22 protein-coding genes are annotated in these 23,989 nt (G+C 43.4%); 5 read left to right on the forward strand and 17 right to left on the reverse strand.

Features of this window, described 5'->3' with window-relative positions:
* Positions 1-198: 198 nt before the first annotated feature.
* Entirely contained in the window at positions 199-3,015 is a 2,817-nt protein-coding gene (gene uvrA, locus KKZ03_RS02180; protein WP_243219769.1) for an excinuclease ABC subunit UvrA, read from the reverse strand.
* Between the two features lie 141 nt (positions 3,016-3,156).
* On the reverse strand, positions 3,157-3,444 hold the full coding sequence (locus tag KKZ03_RS02185) for a hypothetical protein (RefSeq protein WP_243219770.1): 288 nt from the start codon (positions 3,442-3,444) through the stop codon (positions 3,157-3,159).
* A 539-nt stretch (positions 3,445-3,983) separates the two neighbouring features.
* Here KKZ03_RS02185 and mscL point away from each other — a divergent pair.
* Positions 3,984-4,421, forward strand: a complete 438-nt coding sequence (gene mscL / locus KKZ03_RS02190; RefSeq protein WP_243219771.1) for a large-conductance mechanosensitive channel protein MscL — start codon at positions 3,984-3,986, stop codon at positions 4,419-4,421.
* Between the two features lie 161 nt (positions 4,422-4,582).
* Here the strand turns inward: mscL and KKZ03_RS02195 are convergent, their stop codons facing one another.
* From KKZ03_RS02195 to KKZ03_RS02230, 8 genes are all read right to left on the reverse strand, one after another.
* Complete coding sequence (locus KKZ03_RS02195) at positions 4,583-6,412, reverse strand: 2OG-Fe(II) oxygenase (RefSeq protein WP_243219772.1); 1,830 nt, start codon at positions 6,410-6,412, stop codon at positions 4,583-4,585.
* Positions 6,413-6,424: 12 nt separating this feature from the next.
* On the reverse strand, positions 6,425-6,682 hold the full coding sequence (locus KKZ03_RS02200; RefSeq protein ID WP_243219773.1) for a hypothetical protein: 258 nt from the start codon (positions 6,680-6,682) through the stop codon (positions 6,425-6,427).
* Positions 6,683-6,688: 6 nt separating this feature from the next.
* Positions 6,689-6,889: a hypothetical protein gene (locus KKZ03_RS02205; RefSeq protein ID WP_243219774.1), complete on the reverse strand. Its 201-nt coding sequence runs from the start codon at positions 6,887-6,889 to the stop codon at positions 6,689-6,691.
* Positions 6,890-7,035: 146 nt separating this feature from the next.
* The gene (rnd, locus tag KKZ03_RS02210) at positions 7,036-8,190 is read right to left on the reverse strand and encodes a ribonuclease D (RefSeq protein WP_243219775.1); all 1,155 of its coding nucleotides are present in this window, start codon (positions 8,188-8,190) and stop codon (positions 7,036-7,038) included.
* A 211-nt stretch (positions 8,191-8,401) separates the two neighbouring features.
* Positions 8,402-9,256, reverse strand: coding sequence for a tRNA 2-thiocytidine(32) synthetase TtcA (gene ttcA / locus KKZ03_RS02215; RefSeq protein ID WP_243219776.1), 855 nt, complete (start codon positions 9,254-9,256; stop codon positions 8,402-8,404).
* Positions 9,257-9,382: 126 nt separating this feature from the next.
* On the reverse strand, positions 9,383-10,603 hold the full coding sequence (gene fabB, locus KKZ03_RS02220; protein ID WP_243219777.1) for a beta-ketoacyl-ACP synthase I: 1,221 nt from the start codon (positions 10,601-10,603) through the stop codon (positions 9,383-9,385).
* 14 nt (positions 10,604-10,617) lie between these two features.
* Complete coding sequence (gene fabA, locus KKZ03_RS02225) at positions 10,618-11,133, reverse strand: 3-hydroxyacyl-[acyl-carrier-protein] dehydratase FabA (RefSeq protein ID WP_243219778.1); 516 nt, start codon at positions 11,131-11,133, stop codon at positions 10,618-10,620.
* An 82-nt stretch (positions 11,134-11,215) separates the two neighbouring features.
* On the reverse strand, positions 11,216-13,126 hold the full coding sequence (locus tag KKZ03_RS02230; RefSeq protein WP_243219779.1) for a transglycosylase SLT domain-containing protein: 1,911 nt from the start codon (positions 13,124-13,126) through the stop codon (positions 11,216-11,218).
* Positions 13,127-13,300: 174 nt separating this feature from the next.
* Here KKZ03_RS02230 and KKZ03_RS02235 point away from each other — a divergent pair, with 174 nt between their 5' ends.
* Positions 13,301-13,804 carry a transposase family protein gene (locus KKZ03_RS02235; RefSeq protein WP_243217091.1) on the forward strand — a complete coding sequence of 168 codons (504 nt, stop codon included), beginning with the start codon at positions 13,301-13,303 and terminating at the stop codon, positions 13,802-13,804.
* On the forward strand, positions 13,758-14,138 hold the full coding sequence (locus KKZ03_RS02240; protein WP_243217090.1) for a transposase family protein: 381 nt from the start codon (positions 13,758-13,760) through the stop codon (positions 14,136-14,138). The genes KKZ03_RS02235 and KKZ03_RS02240 overlap by 47 nt, the downstream gene beginning before the upstream one ends.
* Before the next feature lie 313 nt (positions 14,139-14,451).
* On the opposite strand, the gene KKZ03_RS02245 is transcribed toward KKZ03_RS02240, so the two are convergent.
* Both KKZ03_RS02245 and KKZ03_RS02250 read right to left on the reverse strand, forming a co-directional pair.
* Positions 14,452-15,018: a cytochrome c gene (locus KKZ03_RS02245; protein WP_243219780.1), complete on the reverse strand. Its 567-nt coding sequence runs from the start codon at positions 15,016-15,018 to the stop codon at positions 14,452-14,454.
* A gap of 271 nt (positions 15,019-15,289) precedes the next feature.
* A complete protein-coding gene (locus tag KKZ03_RS02250; protein ID WP_243219781.1) occupies positions 15,290-16,384 on the reverse strand; it encodes a lytic murein transglycosylase in 1,095 nt (364 codons plus the stop codon).
* 249 nt (positions 16,385-16,633) lie between these two features.
* On the opposite strand from KKZ03_RS02250, the gene ampD reads away from it, so the two are divergent.
* Entirely contained in the window at positions 16,634-17,164 is a 531-nt protein-coding gene (gene ampD, locus KKZ03_RS02255) for a 1,6-anhydro-N-acetylmuramyl-L-alanine amidase AmpD (RefSeq protein WP_243221733.1), read from the forward strand.
* 255 nt (positions 17,165-17,419) lie between these two features.
* Here ampD and lspA read toward each other — a convergent pair whose 3' ends face one another.
* From lspA to ribF, 3 genes are read right to left on the reverse strand one after another with little or no spacing between them, the layout of a single operon-like run.
* The gene (lspA, locus tag KKZ03_RS02260) at positions 17,420-17,893 is read right to left on the reverse strand and encodes a signal peptidase II (RefSeq protein ID WP_243221735.1); all 474 of its coding nucleotides are present in this window, start codon (positions 17,891-17,893) and stop codon (positions 17,420-17,422) included.
* 7 nt (positions 17,894-17,900) lie between these two features.
* Positions 17,901-20,720, reverse strand: a complete 2,820-nt coding sequence (gene ileS, locus KKZ03_RS02265) for an isoleucine--tRNA ligase (protein ID WP_243219782.1) — start codon at positions 20,718-20,720, stop codon at positions 17,901-17,903.
* Complete coding sequence (ribF, locus tag KKZ03_RS02270) at positions 20,717-21,658, reverse strand: bifunctional riboflavin kinase/FAD synthetase (protein ID WP_243219783.1); 942 nt, start codon at positions 21,656-21,658, stop codon at positions 20,717-20,719. Before ribF ends, ileS begins: the two co-directional genes overlap by 4 nt.
* 384 nt (positions 21,659-22,042) lie before the next feature.
* Here ribF and rpsT point away from each other — a divergent pair, with 384 nt between their 5' ends.
* Positions 22,043-22,306 (forward strand): 30S ribosomal protein S20, encoded by a 264-nt coding sequence (gene rpsT, locus KKZ03_RS02275; protein WP_243219784.1) that lies wholly within the window; start codon positions 22,043-22,045, stop codon positions 22,304-22,306.
* Between the two features lie 188 nt (positions 22,307-22,494).
* Here the strand turns inward: rpsT and KKZ03_RS02280 are convergent, their stop codons facing one another.
* Both KKZ03_RS02280 and KKZ03_RS02285 read right to left on the reverse strand, forming a co-directional pair.
* A complete protein-coding gene (locus tag KKZ03_RS02280; RefSeq protein WP_243219785.1) occupies positions 22,495-23,235 on the reverse strand; it encodes an ABC transporter ATP-binding protein in 741 nt (246 codons plus the stop codon).
* Entirely contained in the window at positions 23,232-23,912 is a 681-nt protein-coding gene (locus KKZ03_RS02285) for an ABC transporter permease (RefSeq protein WP_371744795.1), read from the reverse strand. The genes KKZ03_RS02280 and KKZ03_RS02285 overlap by 4 nt, the downstream gene beginning before the upstream one ends.
* Positions 23,913-23,989: the final 77 nt, after the last annotated feature.

Below are 23,989 nucleotides of genomic sequence, written 5' to 3' on the forward strand. Positions count from 1 at the left end.
TTGCGGTAACAATAAAACCCTGTTTATTTCGTGTGATTAATTAATCACTGTCCTGATCAACAACACATTATAGACAGCATCTGTATGTAAGTTATGACAGGAAGTTTTGAAGGCAAGTCAGAACCTTGTCGTTTTGACTAAAAAACTACTCCACAACATAACCGTTGAGAATTTTTAATCCCCGAATTCCAGCGACTCTTACTCAAAAAAACGCTTTAAATAATGTCCCGTATACGACGCTGCATTTTCAGAAACCTGTTTTGGCGAGCCTTCGGCAACCAACATACCACCACCATCACCACCTTCAGGCCCCATATCAATCAACCAGTCGGCCGTTTTGATCACATCCAGATTATGCTCGATAACAATCACGGTATTGCCGTGATCACGGAGGGTATGCAATACACCCAGCAATTGTTTTATATCATGAAAATGCAGGCCGGTAGTGGGCTCATCCAAAATATATAAGGTCTTGCCGGTATCGCGCTTGGAAAGCTCTTTGGCGAGTTTCACGCGCTGCGCTTCGCCGCCGGACAACGTTGTCGCATTTTGCCCCAAAGTAATATAACTCAAACCTACCTCGGTTAAAGTGTGTAACTTTCTGGCCAATGTCGGCACCGGACTAAAAAATTCGGCAGCATCCTCTACCGTCATCTCCAGTACCTGATGAATGGTTTTGCCTTTATAACGAATTTCCAGGGTTTCACGGTTATAGCGCTTGCCGTTACAGGCATCGCAATGCACAAAAATATCCGGCAAAAAGTGCATTTCAACTTTGATAACACCATCACCTTTACAGGCTTCACAGCGGCCACCCTTAACATTAAAACTGAAACGTCCAACGGTATAACCTCGTGAGCGTGCTTCGGGAGTCGCTGAAAAGAGCTCGCGTATCGGCGTAAACAAACCGGTGTACGTTGCCGGGTTAGAACGTGGCGTGCGCCCTATCGGGCTTTGATCGATATCAACGACCTTGTCAAAATGCTCCAGCCCTTCGACAGCATCACAGGGCGCAGGAATAATACCGGCTCGATTAATTAACCGGGCCGCATATGCGTATAAAGTATCGTTAACCAAGGTTGATTTACCGGAACCCGACACGCCGGTCACACAAGTCAACAAACCAACCGGAAAGGAAATATCCACATTCTTTAGATTATTGCCGTGGGCATTGCGGATGGTAATTAACTTGTCTTTATCGATAGGCGTTAATAATTCCGGAATTTCAATACTCACTTTCCCGGATAAATATTGCCCCGTTAATGAGTCTTCGTTATTAAGAATATCATCCAATGTACCTTGGGCAATAATACGTCCACCATGAACGCCCGCGCCAGGACCAATATCGACAATATGCTGTGCCGAGCGGATGGCATCCTCATCGTGCTCAACCACGATAACGGTATTGCCTAAATCACGCAAATGAAACAAGGTATTTAGCAAGCGCTGATTGTCTCGTTGATGCAAACCGATAGAGGGCTCATCAAGCACATACATAACGCCGACAAGACCTGCACCAATTTGACTGGCAAGACGAATGCGCTGGGCTTCGCCACCCGAAAGCGTGTCTGCACTGCGATCCAGCGTCAAATAATCCAGCCCGACATTAACCAGAAATTCCAACCGCTCCTGGATTTCTTTAATAATTTTTACCGAGATTTCACCGCGTTGACCCGGCAGACACAACTCATTAAAGAAAGTCAGGGATTTGCGAATCGGTAAATGGGTCAGCTGATGTATCGGAAATTCTTCAATAAAGACATTTCGGGCGGCGATATTAAGTCTGGCGCCATTACAAACGTTACAAGGTCGGTGTGAGCGATATTTTGCCAGTTCATCACGAACCATTTGCGAATCGGTCTCATGGTAACGCCGTTCCATATTGGCAATAATGCCTTCAAAGCGATGTTTCTTGGTTTTAACCGACCCTGTGCCGGACATAAACTTAAAGTCAATGGCGGTATTTCCACTTCCATAAAGCACAATATCCTGCACTTCTTTGGACAGTTCTGAAAAAGGGACTTCCAGATCAAAACCATAATGCTGGGCCAATGAGCAGATCATTTGATAATAATAGGCATTGCGCCGATCCCAGCCACGAATGGCACCACCGGCAAGACTGATGTCTGGATTGTGAACAATCAGATCGGCATCAAAGTGCTGTCTGACGCCCAAACCATCACAACTACTGCAAGCGCCTTTGGGATTATTAAAAGAGAATATACGCGGTTCCAATTCGGTCAAACTATAACCACATTGAGTACAGGCATAACGCTCAGAAAACACCAACTCTGTTGCATCTTCAATACAAGCGGCAATGGCAATACCGTCGGCAATACGCAAAGCAGTCTCAAATGATTCGGATAATCTTAGGGCCAGATCCTCGCGAATTTTAAACCGGTCAACCACCACTTCGATGGTATGTTTCTTTTTTAAATCCAAAGCCGGCGCGTCATCCAAATCGTAAACCACACCATCAATACGGGCACGAATGAAGCCTTGGGCACGCAAGTCATCCAATAACTGGCTATGCTCGCCTTTACGGTCATTAATTACCGGAGCCAACAGCATCCAGCGTTGATCTTGCGGTTGCGCCAAAATATGATCAACCATCTGGCTGACGGTTTGTGCCTCCAGTGACACATGATGCTCAGGACAACGCGGCGTACCGGCACGCGCAAATAACAGCCGTAAATAATCATAAATTTCGGTAATCGTACCGACTGTTGAGCGGGGATTGTGCGAGGTGGATTTTTGTTCAATAGAAATGGCGGGCGACAAGCCTTCTATATGATCAACATCCGGTTTTTCCATGATGGATAAAAACTGACGCGCATAAGCAGAAAGAGATTCCACATAGCGCCGTTGACCTTCAGCATAGATGGTATCAAAAGCGAGTGATGATTTACCTGAACCGGAAAGCCCCGTAATAACAATAAGCTTATCCCTGGGCAGGTCAATATCGATATTTTTCAGGTTATGGGTTCTGGCACCGCGTATGCTAATGGTATCCATCAAATAATTCCGGCAATGTAAACAGCTCCCTAATATACGTTTAAAGTGCTGTTTGCACAAACTCATGGCAGGTTAATTATAAAGCAGCGTGCAAATATTTAGACTACTGACGGCCTTACTGTCCAGTGATGGTAGCCACATTTATTTGCTCACATTACCTCTTTCAGGGAATGCACTGACAGTCATTGGGAGCGTGCCGGGAGTTATTGTGCTCTCCCTGAGAGTTTTTGGGATATTCATGAGGATTATTGACCACTCCCTGAAAGTTATTGTGCTTTCCCTAAGAATCTTTATGTTTTGCCTAAAAATCTTTGTGTCCTTCCTGAGAATTATGGTGTATCCCCTGAGGTTCTTAAAGAGTATCAGCAGAGTCAAGGGGAAATCCTTGGGGTTAATTGCTGGCTCCCAAAAAAATTTTAGCTGCTGCATTACAGTGTGCCGACAAGTCTTGGCGGTTATTAGCCATTTACAAAGACTATTTATTGCTTACCAATCACTATAGAAATGCGCCTACTAAGATGCAAGGATTGCACTGACAGATAGAGGGCTTGACCTGACAAACGCAGGACTTGACCTAGCAGGTAGAGGAACTATCTTGCAAGGCAGAACTTAAAAACAGGCGATAAAACAAGTTAACTTAAAAGCTGGCCTCACCAGGAAATAACCTTAAGAATATCGACTAGCAGTCAGAAACCGATAACAGCCTGTTAATGGATGTTATCAGTAAAATCATCTTACTTGACTCGCTTCCAAGTTGGAGCAACTAGCCTTAATGCAGAAAAATGGAATCGAGGCCTTATTTTCGACTATCCTCGATTCCACTATGTTACATTGAGACTGCTTGCTACTTTTTTATGGATGAGAGTTTTTTATAGAAAATATGGCACAAACCGAAGTTAGTCCTTATAGCAATAACATTTTCTATTAGCTGGATAACCTTAAACTTAAACAAACAACAGAGGATTTCTATGAGTATGATGAACGAGTTCAAAGAGTTTGCAATGAGGGGCAACGTGGTGGATCTGGCCGTAGGTATTATTATCGGCGGAGCTTTTGGTAAAATAGTTTCTTCGATAGTCGCTGATGTCATTATGCCGCCGATTGGACTGCTTCTTGGCGGCGTGACTTTTACCGATCTTAAAATAACCCTAAAAGGGGCTATCGACAAAGCACCTGCGGTCACATTGAATTATGGTAATTTCATTCAAACTATCGTCGATTTTTTGATTGTTGCCTTTGCGATCTTTGTGATGGTAAAAGTGATGAACAGCCTAAAGAAAAAAAAAGAAGCTGCACCGCCTCCATCAATACCTGCCCAGGAAGTCTTGCTGACAGAAATTCGTGATCTGTTGAAAAATCGAGAACCGGATGCCCTACCCACTATTACCAGTAAAGCCGGCAAGTAGCCTCGATGTAGCTCGTAGGATGTGTAGAACGTAGTGAAACCCATCGCATTTAGATTGTTTATGATGGGTTTCGCTATGGTTCTACCCATCTACACATTGAAATCGCATAAGGCGGAAGCCGACAGCTTTGTAGATCAACAAAACCTTATGATCAACCGTCATCATGCGGCACCCAAATTCGTCAACCTATTCAAGTCATCCGTGCGTTGGTCAACACGCCGTTGATAACTGGCCTGGTTTTTGGTGCAAATTAATGTATGGGGACTGCCGATGCGTTGAGTAGCGCAATTAACATCGTTTGGGTGTTGTTTGATTATTTGTTCAACATGCTTGCGTCTTGCCTCAACGGCCTTAAGAGTCCATTTAGGTTGTGTCGGGTCGTCCAAAAATGACTTCAATGCCGTGCAATCTTGACAGTCGCAAGTTATTTGGCTGTCTCGTTGCCAATCTGCTGGCGGCTCCAATGCCATCATCACCCGCACATTGATATGCGTAATCACAGCTGCCCGTAATCCCGTGATGGCCGGCAGGTTGCGATGGAGCTCAGATTGAGTGAGGGACAAGACTGCTGCTACCAAGACTTTATCCACATCATAAACAACAGGCCAAGCCAGAAAATAAGCCAAGGCATTGTCGGCCAGTGCGGTATTTATGGCACTGAAACCAGTCAGAATATTGGCCACTAATTCATCGTTGACCGTCATTCTGCCACGTTCCCAAGGTTGTAGCTCAGGGAAACGTTGCGGGTCTCCCGGCAGTTTGGCCCATAAGATTTGCGCGGCATTATTGAGGTCTGGCGCAGTATTGGGTTCGGCAACACATAAGTCGGCCAATAGAGCGGCACACGCGTCATAAGCTTTACCTGCACTTAAAGAGAATGCTTGTTCCAAGGTTCTGACCACATTAGGCCAAGGTACAAGCGTTGCAGTTTGCACCAGCGCATCACTGTCTGCTTTTTGATAAAAACCACGCCTGGCGATACACTGCCAATAGGCATTGACACAGTGGCTGTCATGCAAACGAAACAGGCATTTTAAAAATTCACGGTCATTGCGGTAGCTTTGATGGCCATAAGGGTTGTTGGTATTTTCGCGAAAGATATCGCGCAACATATAACCCGCCAACATGTGAGCATCTTGCCATAGGCTTGAATTTTGGTCTTGGCCTTCATCTTCCAAACGTTGACAAAAATCCCATAACACCGGCAATGTCTCCTCGAACCCTGCCTGGTTAATAATAGCCAGATTTAGTGCTTTAGACCAAATCACCAAAGCAGCAGCTTGATAGATACGCTCAAAAGAAGCCCCGGCATTGCCGGTGGCCTCTTGAAATTCGATGCCATCAGGCTCAATAGCTTCGTAAGCCGTCGTTGGGCAAAATTCATATTCACTAAACGGCAGAGTAGGCAAAGGTGATGGTTTGCCATCCCTACGCCGCCATTCGAAAATAGTTTCGATACGCTCATCGACTTCGCCAATTTCAAAATCGTCATCCTCCGGCTCATCATCCCAGTAACGCCCGCGTTTACGCCCGTAGCCACCGCTATATTCAGCACTGCCGCTTTCCTCAACCGACACCAACGCCAAGTGAATCTCACAATCGGCTTGTTCAGCCGCCGCCACCAACACCTCAGCCACTGCCGCATCGGCGTTTTTTAGGGTATCAAACCCCAACTCTGCCGGCGTATAGGCATGTTCCAAGAGATAAATCAATTTTTCGGGTACTTCGTCGCCAGGTTCCGCCTTAAGTAAGGTCGACCAGTTATGCAACAAGGCCGCTACCAAGTCTTGCTCTTGATGATAATCCGGCGGCTTCGGCAGCGGCAATTGTTTGTCGGCGCGAACCAGGTTGTAAATCAAGGTAAGTCGACAGCCTTGAGTGACAGGCAATACCTCATGTACGCAATCAGCATAAAACGCGGCATAACCGATTTCAGCGGCATCCTCACAATGTAAATCCAAGGTGACCGCTTCTTGCTGATGCTTTACCACCAGTTCGCCGCCCTAATATTCTGAGAGTAATACAATGACCAAGGTGGCAAACATACCCGGTGTTTTTTCCGAGTCACGGTGACTGACAAAAAAACTGCCGGCATCATAGACCAGCAGCTTATATAACTCTGCCTGCACCTCGCCACTTACTCCCAACCCTGCCGCACAACGGCTGACAATCGTGGTCAGATTTTCCGACCAATGCTTGCCCTTGATGGTGACTTGCCGGGCATCAATCTGCCAAGTGCGCCGCACGTCGGTATCGACCAAAGTTTCTTAGCCGCGACCATAGGGTGCTTGTTCGGCCATAGCAACCAGCTGCTCTGCCTGCATTGATAATAATGGCAAAGCAATCCTGCCGACACCGGCAACCTCCAATTGCGGCAAGAAGATATCCAGACTGCCGGTGGCATAAAAGTCACCGGGACGTTGCACGGTTTGTAAGCTGTCGAATATTTGATCAGTGATTGGAGTCATGGGTTTAGAGTCTATCGTCTTTCAAAATTAAATTTCCATTACATGAAGTTTTAAATCTACATGGACACCATCCCTTAAAGGGATGGTGTCCGTTAGAATCAAGTTATTTATCTGAAAATCTAAATAAGCAGATGTGCATTAAAGAATTATTTTTCAATAATAGCCAATTTGTCCGAGTCGATACCCAGTAACAATTGGCCTTTTAACAAGCCAACTAATTCCCTGCCTGCCATGGTAAAACGCCAGCCATGGAGTAGCGGACAATCTTCATCATCATTAAACAACAGCTCTTCAAGGTCTTTACGTGAAGCCAGAATGGTCGGATTTAAGGCATTTTCTTCTGCGCGCACCCTGACTAATGCCGTTAAAATATCCAATATAGCTTCTTCTTGCTGGTTTTTTTTAGCGGGTCGGTCTTTTTCATGTAAAGGGAGCGGCGCACGATTTTTGGCATCAGTAATTAACTGACACAACTCTTTACCGTAACGGTTAACAGCGCGCTCATTGATACCTCGCACATTGGCTAACTCTGCAACGGTTTCAGGCTGTAATTTGGCTAAATCGAAGAGCAATTCATCACGTAACAGCCAGCTTTTAGGACGATCTTCCGCTTGCGCAGTTTTTTCTCGCCATTGCGCCAGAGTTTGAATAATAGACAATTGCTTGCCGGTTAATTTATTTTTGCCTTTAATTTTAAACCAGGCTTTTTCGGGATCTACTTGATAAATAGCCGGATTTGTTAACTCGGCAAAGTCATGTTCTAGCCAATCAATACGTCCCAATTCAGTCAGCTTTTGAACCATAATTTGATAAATCTGGCATAAATAAATGACGTCATCAGCGGCATATTCAATTTCCGCTTCGGTTAATGGCCGTTTACTCCAGTCTGCACGGGTATGAGCTTTGTTTAAATTAACACTAAGTAAACTTGAAACCAGCATGGCGTAACCCGGATTATCTTGAAAACCCAACAAAGGTGCAGCGATTTGAGTATCAAAAATCGGTCCGGGTACTTTACCAGTCCATTGATGAAAAATTTCCAGATCTTGTCGACAAGAATGAAAAACTTTAACAATGGCAGGATTGTAAATTACTTCAAAAAGCTCATCCAGATTCGGTAACGCTATCGGATCAATACAGGCAACCCATTCCGGTGTCGCTATTTGCAACAAACAAAACTTTGGATAATAAGTCTTTTCACGCAAAAACTCGGTATCAAGTGCCAACCAGGATTCTTTCTTTATCTGTTCACACAGTTTGGCCAGCTGATCAGGGGTGTCAATATATTGTATGGATGTCATAGAGGTACAAAAGCAGTTGTTAAAATTAACCAGGAATCAAAGGAGTGCTAATTACCAATAAACAAAGGCAAGCAAACATTTTTGAAAGGCTGAAAGGTTTTATCGAGAACCGGCGCACCCATCAATTAACAGACCCGACTGACCGGGTTTGTTATTGCTGGACATCACCTAATCCGCTGTAAAAAAGTGGAGCAGTAACTTAAATCAGCACTTATCTGGCTAATACGTCTAAACCGGCATCAAATGAAAGAATTTCTCCTTCAGTTTGCTGACTACGCATCAATCCTGCGAAATCAAATAATTGCCTGTCGGCTAACTGTGAAGGTGCAACGTTCTGGAGACTGGTAAAGATGGTTTCCAGTCGCCCGGGAAATTGCTTATCCCAACTTTTTAACATGACTTTCATCGCCTGTCTTTGCAGGTTTGCCTGAGAACCACATAAATTACAGGGAATAATGGGGTAATCCATGAAGGCGGCAAAACGTTCTATATCTTTCTCACGGGTATAAGCCAGCGGCCTGATAACGATATTTTTTTTGTCGTCACTCAACAATTTGGGTGGCATGGCTTTAAGCTTTCCACCATAAAAAATATTCAGAAAAAATGTTTCCAGAATATCATCACGATGATGTCCCAAAGCTATTTTGTTAATCCCGTTGGCTTCGGCATAGCCGTATAAGGTTCCTCGTCGTAAGCGCGAACACAAGCCACAAGTGGTATTACCTTCAGGAATAACGCGTTTGACTACGCTATAAGTATCTTTTTCAATGATGTGATAAAGCACGCCCAGGGATTTAAGATAGGCGGGTAAAACATGCTCGGGAAAGCCCGGTTGTTTTTGATCAAGATTAACCGCTATCAGCTCAAAATCGATAGGTGCGGTTTTCTGTAACCCCATCAGAACGTCTAATAACGTAAAGGAATCTTTTCCTCCTGACAGGCAAACCATGACCTTATCGCCATTCTCGATCATGTTATAGTCGACAATCGCATCACCGACAGTGTGCCGCAGTCGTTTTTGTAATTTGTTAAATTGAATTCTGGATTTTTGCGTATGATCTGACATGGTCAGAATTATATTAGATGATGAAGCAATATGCATTTTATAACTTGTTTACGTTATTTTATGCCTATTCCTAGGGAGAAAAGGACATCGGGATTCATAACCTGCTGAATCCCGATAAGAAAAACATTAACCGTTGTAACGCTGGAAAATCAAGGTTGCGTTAGTGCCGCCGAAACCAAAACTATTCGACATAATCGTATTTAAAGTAACATTATCTTGGCGCTCGCGAACAATAGGAATGCCCTCGGCACCGGGATCAATTTGCGTTATATTGGCTGAAGCGCTAAGAAAGCTCTCTTCCATCATTAATAATGAATAAATGGCTTCATTAACACCTGCAGCGCCCAAAGCATGACCGGTCAATGATTTAGTCGAACTGACCCAAGGCATATTCCCTTCTCCGAATACCGCACGCAAAGCGCCCAATTCTTTGGTATCGCCAACAGGTGTGCTGGTACCATGGGCATTGATATAATCAATAGTGCCGTCCACAGTGGCCATAGCTTGCTGCATGCAGCGCACAGCGCCTTCACCTGACGGTTGAACCATGTCATAACCATCAGAAGTTGCGCCGTAACCGACCAATTCAGCGTATATCTTGGCACCACGTGCTTTGGCATGCTCCAGTTCTTCAATGACTAAAACACCACCACCACCGGAGATAACAAAACCATCACGGGTTTCATCATAAGGTCGGGAAGCGGTAGTGGGTATGTCATTATACTTGGAAGACAAAGCACCCATGGCATCAAACAGTACCGACATGGTCCAGTGCACTTCTTCACCACCACCAGCAAACACCACGTCCTGCTTACCCATCTGAATTAGCTCCATGGCATGACCAATACAATGGGCACTGGTCGCACACGCAGAACTAATGGAGTAATTGACACCTTTAATTTTAAACGGTGTTGCCAGGCAAGCCGTATTGGTACTGGACATACTTCTGGGTACCATATAAGGACCAACTTTTTTAATACCTTTTTCGCGCAAAATATCTGCCGCGTCAACAATATTTGAAGTTGAAGGGCCGCCAGAACCCATCACCAGACCGGTTCTAAAATTAGACACGTCAGTCTCATTTAAACCTGAATCAGCAATGGCCTGTTGCATCGCGATATAATTAAAAGCCGCCCCATCACCCATAAAACGTTTTGTTTTACGATCAATAAAGGCATCAAGGTCTATGTTAATCGGGCCATGCACATGGCTACGAAAACCCAAATCCTCATAAACTTTTGAAAAAGTGATTCCTGAACGACCTTGTCTTAAGGAATCGACAACCTCTTTTCGGTTATTCCCTATACTGGAAACAATGCCTAAACCGGTTACTACGACTCTTTTCATTTTACTTTTGACCCTTAAAAATCTTCTGTAGAAGTAAATAAACCAACCCGCAGATCCGTGGCTTCATAGATAACCTTGCCATCGACTTCCATGGTAGCATCCGCTATACCCATGACCAGTTTCCGCATAATCAGTCTTTTCAAATTAATTTTATATGTGACTTTTTTGGCAGTGGGCAGGACTTGTCCGGTAAACTTAACTTCGCCCACACCTAAAGCACGTCCTTTTCCTGGTCCGCCCATCCAGCATAAATAAAAGCCCACTAGTTGCCACATGGCATCTAGCCCTAAGCAACCGGGCATCACAGGATCACCCTGAAAGTGACAGGCAAAAAACCACAAATCAGGATTTATATCCAGCTCGGCAATGATTTCACCCTTTCCATAGGTACCGCCTTCCTCGGATATATGGGTAATACGATCCATCATTAGCATGTTTGGTAGAGGTAATTGCGCATTTTTAGGTCCGTATAACTCCCCTCTACCGGACTTCAATAGTTCTTCGCGCGTAAAACTATGCTGTTTGTGCATGCTATTCGTGTACCTTAATAATTATTCTTATAGTTTAATAGGGGTATTATCTAACAGACACCAAAAAAAATCAGCTGAATTTTTAATGGGGACGTACATCAAACAGCATTTTTGTAATTTTTAATGCATTTCTTTGTATTCTTTGCTGATAAATAATAGCGTAAGACAGCACAGAAGTGACATATTTTCTGGTTTCTTTGTAAGGAATTGTTTCAATCCAAATATCGGCAGGTACCGAACCCTCAACAGGCAACCATTTTACTACCCGGTTTGGCCCCGCATTATAAGCTGCCATTGCCAATGCGAAATGTCCATCAAACCGGTTTAATAACTGTTTATAGTAAAAAGTACCATATTTAATATTAACATCCGGAACAAACAAACTATTTTCTGTCTGCCAGGGTTCATTAAGATTACGTGCAATCTGCTGACCCGTTGCCGGCATGATCTGCATTAATCCGCGCGCACCCACTGCGGATTTCGCATCCTTATCCACCATGCTTTCCTGACGAATCAGGCCAAAAATAATGGCTGGATCAAGATCTTGCTTATCAGCATTACTTTGAACCTGACTTAAATAACGCAAAGGAAACCGCAAGGCTAAATCATCCCAATAATCGGCTTTGACTAAAGTAATAATGGCAACCTGATCCCATTGCCACTGCTCGGCTAATTTAGCCGCAATCATAATTTGCTCTTTGGATAGTTTTTTTAAAGCAAACCACCACTGTCGCTTTGCTTCCAAGTCGCGATCCAAGGCGATCAGCTCATGGACAACTTTAAAATCAGTCGTTTGCGCCAATTTTTCTAATACATTCTCGGCCATAACAACAGGTTTATCGGCTAAAAAATACGGTTTATTAATAGCATCGGCAGCCATAAAACCATAAAAACTTCTATCTTGCGACAGTTGATTATAAACAGACTGCCCCTGTAAAACGTTTCCTGTTTCGATCAAAGACCGCGCTTGCCAGTATTGCCACTGTGGGGCTTGCTGCTCTTCAAAACTTAAACCCGTTAGTGCCAGGCCAACATGCTGCCAATTCTGTTCAAGCAAGGCCGCTCTGACTTTCCACTCCCTGGCTTCTGCATCAACAGTAACCAACTGATTCAAACGATCATAAGCCCTGTTATCACGGGCCCGCGCCAACGCCAGTGCAAGTCTGAGCTCAAGTTGCCGGGCCGTTTGGCTATCTATAACCAGATTGTGTTTTCTGCTATCCCAGATAGTAATCGCCAAATCCAGATCTGATTTGGCCATTCTATCTATGCCATGTGCAAAAATATGACCTTGCCGCTCATTCCCACCCAAAAATAAACTATCTTGGATTAATGTCGGCTTGTTATGAATCTGCAGCCAAATTTCGGCAAGATCCTGATCGGGTTTATTCAGCAAATGCTGTACATAACTTGCCAAGGATTTATTATCTTTTTTTAACGCCAACTCAAAGCGTTGCCAAATCAAATCAGGAGTTAAAGCAGGCGATAGAGCTAATGCCGACAATAGCGGATCACATTCTTTAGGTTGTGTATCCCCTACAGCCCATAAACGTTTTGCTGCGTTCAGGGCCAACTGTTGATCACCTACTTTATAAGTTGCCCAATAAAACTGACATTCAAGTGCGGTGCTATCATTGGCCTGATAATAGTGAATAAACTCAAGCCAACGTTCATTATCAGCAAGATAATTCAGCCATGTAGAGCGCAGTAAATCTGCATAGCGGGACTCTTTATAGGTTGATAAAAAAGCCAGGATATTATCCGTTTTTGATAAATTATTTTTTAACCACTGGTACTGTAAATAAGGATAAAGCGGATAATCTGCGAGCGTCGAACTCAAGGTTACAAAGTCACCCTCATTGTCTTGATTGGTCATTTTTTCTGCCAACAAAAAATCCTGCCTTTGTTGGTCTACTGTATTGCTAAAAACTGTGCCAGAAAAAAAAATCAAGCTCCCAAATAACAAGCTTACCGACACACACTTTATGTTCATGGTTGAAACTATTTTGTACTTTACAATACCCACAGACTACCCTAATTTTATGACGCAATAGAATCAAGCGATTTTATGCAACGTATTTATTAGACATCTTTCCTAAATAATTGACATAGAATTTGGCTTTGATAGGGTTAAAATAGCGATCTACCTCTGAAAACACGGATAGCCATGACTCCTTATGCCCAATTGCCAAGACACAAGCCTGAAGAATTTTTAAGGACTGTCGGCCTGTCACCAGAAGATTTTCTGCATCTTCACGGTAAGCTGGTGACTTACCTGGACGAACAAAAAGTCCTTAATCCACTGACTAGACGGGGACGAAAAGACTCCAAGATGGCTTTGGAAGACCGCTTGTTACTGACACTCTATTATCTTCGTCACTATCCGACGTTGATAAATCTGGCTGCGGTCTTCGACATCAGCGAATCGTATTGCCATAAAATCTATACTCGCACTGTAAGACTATTGATCAAAATCGAAAAACTGCCCAACCGCAAAGCACTGTTGGAAGATCCCGCAGCTACCGTGGTCATTGATGTTTCGGAGCAGCCTATCGAGCGCCCTGTTAAAAACCAGAAAGCGTACTTTTCAGGAAAAAAAACGCCACACGATCAAAGTCCAACTCGTGATCTGCCTATTGACGATGACTATACTCTCCGTAGTGATAGGTAAAGGTCAACAGCATGATTTTTCGATCTTCAAAGATAGCCGTCTATTGTTACATCCTGATGCCCTGTTGTTGGCGGATTCCGGATACCAAGGGATAAAGAAACACCATCAGAACTCGACTCTACCGGTTAAAAAGAAAAAAGGCCAACCGCTTTCGGCAGAAGACAAAGCCGATAATAAGGCACTATCAAAACAGCGTATTTTTATTGAGCATGTTAATCGCCGATGCAAAATTTTCAGGATTGCCAAAGATGTTTATCGGGGCAAACACAAGCATTACTCCTTGACATGGAATTTAGTGGCTGCTCTTGTTAACTTACGCTATGGCTGTATTTAGGAAAGATGTCTATTGAAACAGCATTGACAGAAATAGTGGAAATAAGTTTTTTATAAAAATTTTAGCTTGTGATTTAGTTGCCATATTATTTAATGATTGAGGCTTCAATTAACCCCTAATAAGGCCTGAAATTAAGTAAGCTAGGGGCAAAAAATTGGCAAACAGGCGATTAATAATTTTTTATGCACCAAGCAGGTCATGAAGAAACAAATTTTCGTGATCTTCTTGGTGCTATTAATTTATATTTTTGCAGTTTGCCTGTTATCAAGCAGAAGTTACATGAGCAGGTATTTGCAAGCAGATAAGGTTAGCATTACAAAGAGCCAAAATAGGCTGCCAAAGCTTTCATATCGTCTTCAGAAAGCATATTGGCAATGGCCTGCATGTGTCCGTTTTGACGTACTTTTTCCTTAAAACTATTTAATTGCTTGACCAGGTAATCGGGGTGTTGACCGGCAAGTCTTGGAAACTGGCCATTACCTTCAGCTGATGCCCCATGACACCCTAAACACATACTTGCCTTGGTCTGCCCTGTTTTTTCCAAAGCTGCATCACCGCCGGCGCTAACGGCAGGTTGCGTGGAATAATAAGCCGCCAAATTATTAATATCGTCGTCACTCAAATTGGCAGCCATGGATTGCATCATAGGGTTATTGCGTGTTCCCGACTTAAATGCATGCAGTTGACTGACGATATATGACGCTTGTTGCGCCGCTAAATTAGGCCACTGAGGACTTTTGCTTTTACCTTGAGGCCCATGACACCCCATACAAGTAGCCGCTTTTTGTTCGCCAGCCGCTATGTCGGCAGCAAAAACAGGTGCCATCCAAAAATAGACCAATAATACCAATAGGGAAAAGGGGATTTTTAATGCATGCATGGCTCACCTCTACAGAATAATTAAACAATCAATGGCTATTTTCCGCAGGTAAAATCTTAATAAAGCCTACCTGTTAATTTCAAAACAGCATTTACTATAACAACTAAAAAGCATCAGTGATAATAAAAGTTTGTGATTTCAATGAATCATCCCAGCCGTTAAATTAACCGGATAGATATCCGGCTAATTATCACTTTACAACAGCATGGTCTTTCCAGGCAGGGTATCTTTGCCAGGTTGCAATCACCATCATCCTGTGAGATTCAGGCGATCAATTTATTGAATAGCCGCTGCCAGCTGCATAGGTCTGTTGATATTTCTGCTTGATTGCCTGCGCCAACTGATGCACCGCCATCGCATATTTATTACTGTTATTGTATTTCTTGATAACTTTGAAATTTGGATAAACACGCCAAAATTCATTACCCTCGTAAGTACTTAGCTCAATAACAGCATCATCATTAGCCGGACCGGATCGTTTTGTTACCGGACTATGTAACTGCCAACCACTACGCGAAAAATAATTGGCTACACTACCAACAGCATCCTTGGGATGCCAGAGGTCCCGACGCCCGTCATTATTAAAATCCACTGCCAACTTTCGAAAACTGCTGGGCATAAATTGCCCATAACCCATGGCGCCAGCCCACGAACCTTGTGGCTGACGTGGATCAAAGCCTTCATCGCGAGTCATCAGCAAAAAATTTTCCAACTCAGAGGTAAAATATTTGGCGCGCCTGGAAGTATCAAACGATAAGGTCGTTAGTGCATCAATAATGCAGGTTTTACCAAAATTTTTGCCAAAATAAGTCTCTACACCAATAATGCCAACAATATATTCAGCATCAACGCCGTAAGTAGCACTGGCTTGTTGAATGGCATCGGCATTATTTCGCCAAAACTCTACACCGTTACTAATATGTGCGTCAGTAAGGAACTTGTTACGATAGCGTGTCCAACTGCCCAACTGCGGCTTTGATGGCCCTGTATAAGGTGCAGGACTTTCCAGGCGAATAACCGAATCCAGACGATTGGCACGCGAAAACAAGCCGTTTAAATAGGTTTCAGAAAAACCCTGTTTACTCACCATATGCTGAATAAAGCTTCGTATTGCTGGCGAGTTGGCGTAAGTGCCCGTCAACTTATAGGCCCCATACCCATAACTGCTTGAATACGGCGATTTCCCATAACTATCCGGAGATTGTTGGATGCGACGATTTTGCGGATAACGTGCTGGAGGCGCCTCGCTTTGCTGAGGACTACTCTTTAGCTCTTCAACCTGATGAGGCACTGGCTCACTGGCACAACCGGCAAGCAACGCTACCAACGCCAACTTGGATATACGTTTATAAATTAAATTTGCCATAAAACCCCTCTCTTGTTTGCACTGTTAAATAAGCACTAAGACTTAACTTAACCATAATTGTAAAATTTTTCTTTTTCATGTCTATTTATTGCCACAAAGTATCTATAGGCCAAGTATTGCGTATTATTAAATAAGTTATTATGCTTTGGTAATTAAATGACGATACTTCACAGACCATTCCAACCAATAATAATGATTATTTTATCGCAGATAGTTCGATTTGTTTACGTTTTAGACGGCTATTAAATGATGTCTATAAACCAGCATTGGCTAACCAACATTACCAAAACTCCCTCGCCCAACTGTAATGACCGTCCTGACCCTACCGATATTTCATTATTGGTCATTCACTGTATTAGCCTACCGCCGGGGGAATTCGATAACACTTATATAGATCAGCTGTTTTGTAATTCTCTCAACCCTGATGACCATCCCTATTTTAAAGAAATTCATCAGCTTACGGTATCTGCACATTTACTGATTAAACGAAACGGAAGTTGTGTGCAGTATGTACCTTTTGATAAACGCGCCTGGCACGCCGGCGAATCAAACTATGACGGGCAGAATAACTGCAATGATTTTTCCATTGGCATAGAGCTTGAAGGCACAGAATCGATTGATTACACAGAAGCCCAATATATACGCCTTAAAGTCGTCATTGACACCTTGCTTAAAACTTACCCAAAACTATCGAGACAACGAATAACAGGGCATAGTGAGATTGCACCCGGACGAAAAGCTGATCCGGGCGCATCGTTTGACTGGCAAAAAATCAAGTAAAAACCATTTAAGTAATATCCAAAAATTAGTATACCCAAGTGGCGCAGAATTTTTGTTTATTTACAGCGGTTGCAAGGCGTCAACAGTAGCCTCCTTAATAGACACAAGAGCAGTTGCCGGTGCGGAAAAATAGTTACGTAGCTGACCATGTAACTATTTTTACAACGCAGTAAACCAAAAAAAACCAGCAAGCCAAGTGTATTATTCGCAGGAAATCGCTTGAAGGCAAATACTCACGTCTTTTACTTTCAGATTTTAATCGGTTTTTTTCGGACCACCCAAGCCAAATGACTCGGCAAGCATTAGCATAACACCCAAGGTAATAGCAGAATCGGCAACATTAAAAGCCGGCCAATGCCAGGTTTGGTAATAAACATCAAGAAAATCGATGACATAACCATATGCCAACCGATCAATCAGATTGCCGATCGCCCCTCCCAAAACCAAAGACAAGGCCACCGCCATCAAAGTCTCGTGTCGTTTCAGACGTGACAGCCAAACGGCTATAACCATACTAATAACTAGAGCCAGTCCGGCAAAAAACCAGCGTTGCCAACCTCCTGCTTCACTTAAAAAACTAAACGCTGCTCCCTTGTTGTGCACATAGGTCAATTTAAAAAAAGACAAAATTGGAATGGATTGATACAGCTGCATGGAACTATTTATAGCCAGCTTGCTGCCCTGATCCAATAGTATTGTGAATAACGATAATCCCAGCCATTTCAACATACTAAAATCACGCATAATGTCGGTGTTCACCAGCGCCCGCTACGTTTTCGACGCAACGTCCACAGAGCTCAGGATGCTCTGCATGCTCGCCAACGTCGTAACGTTGATGCCAGCAGCGTACACACTTTTTATGCCCGGAGACAATCACTTTTAACTTAACGCCCTCAAGCTCGGTTTGAATGGCATCGTCCGGGCAAAATTGTTCAGCGATAAGCGACACATCGGAAGTAATAAAAATAAAATGTAATTCACTTGCCAACTGATTTAAGGTATCAAAAAATTCGGTATTACAGTACAACTCCACTTCAGCATTAAGGGAAGAACCTATATCGCCTTTACCGCGACTTTTCTCCAATTCTTTACCAACAGCGGTTCGTACCGACATGACTTTTTGCCAGAATTCGCGATTCATTACCGAACTGTCATCCAGCTTAACCAGACCTTGATACCAGGTTTCCAGAAATACCGACTCACTGCGCTCACCGGGCATATACTGCCAGATTTCATCGGCAGTATAACTAATAATAGGCGCCAACCAACGCGTCAATGCTTCCAATACATGATACATGGCCGTTTGCGCAGAACGCCGAGCCAAGCCGTCGGCTTTTGCCGTATATTGCCGGTCTTTAATAATATCCAGATAAAACCCACCCAGATCAATCACGCAGAAATGATGTATTTTTTGATAAAGCAACTGAAACTGATAAGTGTCGTAAGCGGCTTTAACCTCCTCTTGTAATACCAAGGTTCTGTCTATCACCCAGCGATCCAATGCCAATAAGTCAGTCGTATCAACTAAATCCTGCGCAGGATTAAAGTCATTCAGATTCGATAACAAAAATCGCGCCGTATTTCTTAAGCGCCGGTAACCATCGGAGGTGCGCTCCAGAATTTCATCAGACACACGCATTTCGCTACGATAATCAGTCGAGGCAATCCATAAACGCAATACATCGGCTCCCAGATTTTTCATGACGGCTTGCGGCGGAATGACATTGCCTTTGGATTTGGACATTTTTTCACCGTTCTTGTCCACGGTAAAGCCATGGGTTAATACGGTTTTGTAAGACGCCACATCGTTCATAGCTATAGAGGTTAACAAGGATGATTGAAACCAGCCACGATGTTGGTCAGAACCTTCCAGATACAAATCAGCCGGAAACGTCAACTGCTCGCGCTTATCCAACACACAGGCATGAGTAACACCGGAATCAAACCAGACATCCAGAGTATCGGTCATTTTTTCGTAGTCGACAGCCTCTGCGCCAAGCAACTCTTCCTTTTCTAACTCAAACCACGCTTCTATGCCTTTTTCTTCAATCCGCTTGGCAACTTGTTCAATCAACTCGCCCGTGCGCGGATGCAGTTCACGGGTTTCTTTATGAATAAAAAAGGTTATCGGTACGCCCCAGGTACGTTGGCGTGAAATACACCAATCAGGACGACCTTCTATCATGCTTTCTATACGTGCCTGTCCCCATTCTGGTAACCAAGTTACACGATTGGCTTCATTTAATGCCTGCTCACGCAACTTGTTTTTATCCATAGAGATAAACCATTGTGGCGTTGCTCTAAAAATAATCGGGGTTTTATGGCGCCAGCAATGCGGATAACTGTGCAAAATGGCATGATGATGTACCAGCTTGCCTTTGGCTTCCAGCACTTCCAAAACATGAGCATTGGCATTGAACACATGCTCGCCGGCAAAGAACTCAGTATTTGGCAAAAATACGCCATCAGCACCAACAGGGTTATCAACCGGCAAACCATACTTCTGGCCAACGACATAATCGTCCTGACCATGGCCTGGTGCAGTATGTACGGCACCTGTACCCGCTTCCAGGGTAACGTGATCACCCAGAATAATGGGTACTTGCCGATCATAAAAAGGATGTTGTAGCAACTGATGTTCCCAGGCAGAACCTTTACAGTAGCCGATAACATGATAACTTTCATTACCATAACGCAGCATCGTATCTTTCAGTAACGCTTCAGCAACCACCAGACGTTCTGTTTCGCATTGAACAACGACGTATTCAAAATCCCCATTTAAAGCGACGCCCTGATTAGCCGGCAAGGTCCATGGCGTTGTCGTCCAAATTACCACCGACAAGGCACCTCGACCTTCATGTTCAGGCGCGTGGTGACACAAGCCCATAAAGCCGTCTTCATCAACGACTTGAAAACGTACATCAATCGCTGGCGAATGTTTATCTTCATATTCAACTTCCGCTTCTGCCAAGGCAGAGCCGCAATCGGTACACCAATGGACGGGCTTGGCACCCGCGACGATATGACCTTTTTGGGTGATTTTTCCCAGCGAGCGTACGATATTGGCTTCAAAAGCGTAATCCATGGTTAAGTAAGGATTATCCCAATCCCCCAAAATACCCAAGCGGACAAACGCTTCTTTTTGTATATTGACTTGCTTGCCCGCATATTCACGACAAGCTTTACGAAAAACAGCTGGCGATACTTTAACCCCCGCCTTACCAATCTTCTTTTCCACCATCAATTCAATAGGCAAACCGTGGCAATCCCAACCCGGTACATATGGTGCATCAAAACCGCTCAGGGTTTTTGATTTCACAATAATATCTTTTAAGACTTTATTGACGGCATGACCTATGTGAATCTCGCCATTGGCATAGGGAGGCCCATCATGGAGTACAAACTGGGGACGACCGGCAAAGGCTTCTCTAATTTTGAGATACAAGTCGGCGTCATTCCATTTTTTTAACCGTTCCGGCTCACGTTGCGCCAGATTGCCTTTCATAGGGAAAGCAGTATTGGGTAAGTTAAGTGTTTTTTTATAATCTGTTGTCATAATTTTTTAATCTCAGCAAAAATTTTTATAGCCTCAGCCACATCTTTTTCGATCTGGGCCTTCAGTTGTTCCAGTGATTGGAAGCGCAATTCATCCCTGATTTTTTGTTTAAAATGCACTTCCACATAACGTCCGTAGATTTCCTTATCAAAATCGAATAAATAAGTTTCAAGAATTACCTTGGAGTCGCCATCAACTGTTGGTCTGGTGCCCACATTGGCAACACCCTCAAATTCCACACCATCAATCCCTGTCATGGTAACGGCAAATACGCCATTAACAGGCGTATTTTTTCTAAACATCCTTATATTGGCAGTCGGATAGCCAATAGTCCTGCCGCGTTTATCGCCATGAGCTACCCGCCCACACACCGAATAGCAGTGACCCAGCAATTTTTCAGCTTGCGCCAAATCACCCGAACCTAGCGCATCCCTTATAATTGTACTGCTGATACGCAATCCCGCCACCTCGTAAGATCCCGTATCTTCAACACTAAAACCATAATGCCTGCCCTTTTCCTTGAGCATGGCAAAATTACCGCGCCTTGCTTTACCAAAATGAAAATCATCGCCAATCACGAGATGCTTAACATTGAGTTTGTTTATTAAAACATCATCAATAAACTGCTCGGCATCACAATTGGCAAAATGCCGATTAAATCGTACTATCAGTAAGTTATCAACGGGTAATTTAGCAAACTTAATAACTTTTTCCCGTAAACACATCAAGCGTGAGGGAGCATTATCACCCAGAAAATATTCCAGGGGTTGCGGCTCAAAAACCATAACCACTACAGGTAAACCAAGCGCATGTCCACGCTCAGCCAGTTTTTTTATCACGGTTTGATGACCTAAGTGCAACCCGTCAAAATTACCAATAGTCAGTACGCAACCGTTTTTAAATGGTTCCAAATGAGACAAGCCTCTAATTAAACGCATGATCCTTTTGAGAATAAAAAACTTTTATTCTATCATGTGCCACCGTTAAATGCGGTAGACATCAATAGCAGGTAAACGATAAATTGCCCCACTTCTCTCTATTTGACGGGTATGGACTTATAATCGCAATTGCACTTGACAACACTGTTGAGCATTACAAAAACGCATCGACTGCAACATCAGCCCTAAAAACACAGGTTATTAAATAGCCCTTACAATCACGGGAATACGGTAAATAACCTTTACACTGTTAGGGTCGACAATTCGCTTAAATGCTGACAACTCAGAGTTAGTCGCTTTACAGAACGTTAATTGTTGACAATAATAGCATTTAAAAAGATAATGTAGGGCTATTTAACTCATACATGAACGCATCGAGACACTATGGCTAATACAGCACAAGCTAAAAAACGCGCGCGGCAAGCGGAAAAAAGCCGTATTCGCAACGCCGGACAACGCAGCAACTTACGTACCTTTGTAAAAAAAGTGATTGCCGCCGTTAATGCTGGCGACAAAGAGAAAGCGCAAGCCGCTTATCAAATAGTAGTACCCATTATTGATTCCGCAGTTAATAAAGGCATTATTCATAAAAATAAAGCCGCACGCGGTAAGAGCAGACTGAATTCAAAAGTAAAAGCTATCGCTTAATATCTTTAGTAATTGCTTAGTAAAAAGGCCGGACTTTTTGAGATACGGCCTTTTTTTTGACCAAAGAAAAGTCTTTTATTCCTCGTTAATTTATAACAAAAAAATCTACAGCAACACAATCCTTGTTTTTATACCATTTCCTGCCCAATAGAAACGACATAAAATCCCAATTATTTGTAAACAATAACTTACAACAACTGCTTTATTTCAGGGTAATTGTTGATCAAATTTTGCCTGAATGCTTCAATAATACTTTCATTATTACGCTCGGATCGCGGAATGGGCACCGTTACTTCACTGATAACAGACATCGGAGCAGCCGATAAAAAAATAAGCCGATCGGCCATGGTGATAGCTTCGCGCAAGTCATGAGTAACAAATAATACCGTATGCGGCCGCTCTTGCCACAACGTTAACAGCAACTCTCTTACTTGCCGGGCTGTCGGCGCATCCAGCGATACGAAGGGCTCATCCATTAACAAGACATCAGGGTCAACAGCAAAAGCGCGAATAATTGAGACTCTGCGACTCATGCCTACCGATAACCGCTCAGGATAAACATGTTGAGACTGGGTTAATTGCATAACCTCAAGCAATGGATCAATAACAGTCGGAGACTGATTAATATCCAGCACTAATTCTATGTTTTCACGAACAGTTCGCCAAGGCAGCAAGCGTGGGTTCTGAAAAATATAGCCAATTTTTGGGTGCGAATGCGCCTGCCCAACGAAAATTTCTCCTTCGTAATCATTATCCAAACCAGCAATAATATTTAATAAAGTGGTCTTCCCACAGCCGGAGGGACCAACCAGACAAACAAACTCACCCGATTTCAGTGATAACTTAAAATCGGCAATCGCCACATGATGTTTCGCCTGTGCTATCGCCGGGTAAGCCTTACTATCGATATTAATTTCAATATCCATCATCGTCGCCACCGCAGAGCCTTTTTATCGAGTGGCTTCAAGATAATAACTTCTATCAATTGAATGACTGCAACAAAAGCAATCGTATAAGCCAAAATACTGGCGACATCAAATAATTGAAAAAATAAGTGCAGCTGATAGCCCATCCCGTTGCTACGGCCTAACAACTCAACTACCAGAATAATTTTCCAGATTAACGCCAAACCGGAACGCGTCGCGCCCATAATAAAAGGATGTAGTTGCGGCCATATGACATGAGTCAATGTTTTACGCCGACTAAAGCCATAGCAACGCGCCATATCCAGCAAATCCTGATCAAGGGTACGAGTACCCTCCCTGATAGTAACAATAACATTAGGTAATTTGTTAACAACAACTGCCAGTATGGCTGCGGACTCGACCAAACCAAACCAGACATAACACAAAATTATGGCAACCAGAGCCGGAATATTTAAAAAAATAACCAGCCAGTTATCAAAGAAAGCATCCAGCTTTTTATTCCGGCCAAGAGCGATACCTATCGCACACCCTAACAACATGGCGATAGAAAAACTAACCACCAACCTGAGCAAAGTAACACCCAGATGAAAAGGAAGCTGCCCTGTTACACAACTTTGCCAAAAAACCTTGGCCACTACTTCTGGAGCTGGCAAGGCATTGCTATTTGAATAGACTGCCAAGCCCTGCCACACAACTAAAAATACCAACAAAGACAAGATAGGTAAAAATTTTCTGGAAAAAATCACTGATAGCAAAT

Source organism: Methylobacter sp. S3L5C (assembly GCF_022788635.1).
In the GTDB taxonomy this organism is placed as follows: Bacteria; Pseudomonadota; Gammaproteobacteria; order Methylococcales; family Methylomonadaceae; genus Methylobacter_C.

Bases quoted from the DNA above. Each gene is read 5' to 3' on its own strand.
- uvrA (WP_243219769.1), bottom strand. From the start codon at position 3,015: ATGGATACCATTAGCATACGCGGTGCCAGAACCCATAACCTGAAAAAT.
- KKZ03_RS02185 (WP_243219770.1), bottom strand. From the start codon at position 3,444: ATGCAGCAGCTAAAATTTTTTTGGGAGCCAGCAATTAACCCCAAGGAT.
- mscL (WP_243219771.1), top strand. From the start codon at position 3,984: ATGAGTATGATGAACGAGTTCAAAGAGTTTGCAATGAGGGGCAACGTG.
- KKZ03_RS02205 (WP_243219774.1), bottom strand. From the start codon at position 6,889: ATGACTCCAATCACTGATCAAATATTCGACAGCTTACAAACCGTGCAA.
- rnd (WP_243219775.1), bottom strand. From the start codon at position 8,190: ATGACATCCATACAATATATTGACACCCCTGATCAGCTGGCCAAACTG.
- ttcA (WP_243219776.1), bottom strand. From the start codon at position 9,256: ATGTCAGATCATACGCAAAAATCCAGAATTCAATTTAACAAATTACAA.
- fabB (WP_243219777.1), bottom strand. From the start codon at position 10,603: ATGAAAAGAGTCGTAGTAACCGGTTTAGGCATTGTTTCCAGTATAGGG.
- fabA (WP_243219778.1), bottom strand. From the start codon at position 11,133: ATGCACAAACAGCATAGTTTTACGCGCGAAGAACTATTGAAGTCCGGT.
- KKZ03_RS02230 (WP_243219779.1), bottom strand. From the start codon at position 13,126: ATGAACATAAAGTGTGTGTCGGTAAGCTTGTTATTTGGGAGCTTGATT.
- KKZ03_RS02235 (WP_243217091.1), top strand. From the start codon at position 13,301: ATGACTCCTTATGCCCAATTGCCAAGACACAAGCCTGAAGAATTTTTA.
- KKZ03_RS02245 (WP_243219780.1), bottom strand. From the start codon at position 15,018: ATGCATGCATTAAAAATCCCCTTTTCCCTATTGGTATTATTGGTCTAT.
- KKZ03_RS02250 (WP_243219781.1), bottom strand. From the start codon at position 16,384: ATGGCAAATTTAATTTATAAACGTATATCCAAGTTGGCGTTGGTAGCG.
- ampD (WP_243221733.1), top strand. From the start codon at position 16,634: ATGTCTATAAACCAGCATTGGCTAACCAACATTACCAAAACTCCCTCG.
- lspA (WP_243221735.1), bottom strand. From the start codon at position 17,893: ATGTTGAAATGGCTGGGATTATCGTTATTCACAATACTATTGGATCAG.
- ileS (WP_243219782.1), bottom strand. From the start codon at position 20,720: ATGACAACAGATTATAAAAAAACACTTAACTTACCCAATACTGCTTTC.
- ribF (WP_243219783.1), bottom strand. From the start codon at position 21,658: ATGCGTTTAATTAGAGGCTTGTCTCATTTGGAACCATTTAAAAACGGT.
- rpsT (WP_243219784.1), top strand. From the start codon at position 22,043: ATGGCTAATACAGCACAAGCTAAAAAACGCGCGCGGCAAGCGGAAAAA.
- KKZ03_RS02280 (WP_243219785.1), bottom strand. From the start codon at position 23,235: ATGATGGATATTGAAATTAATATCGATAGTAAGGCTTACCCGGCGATA.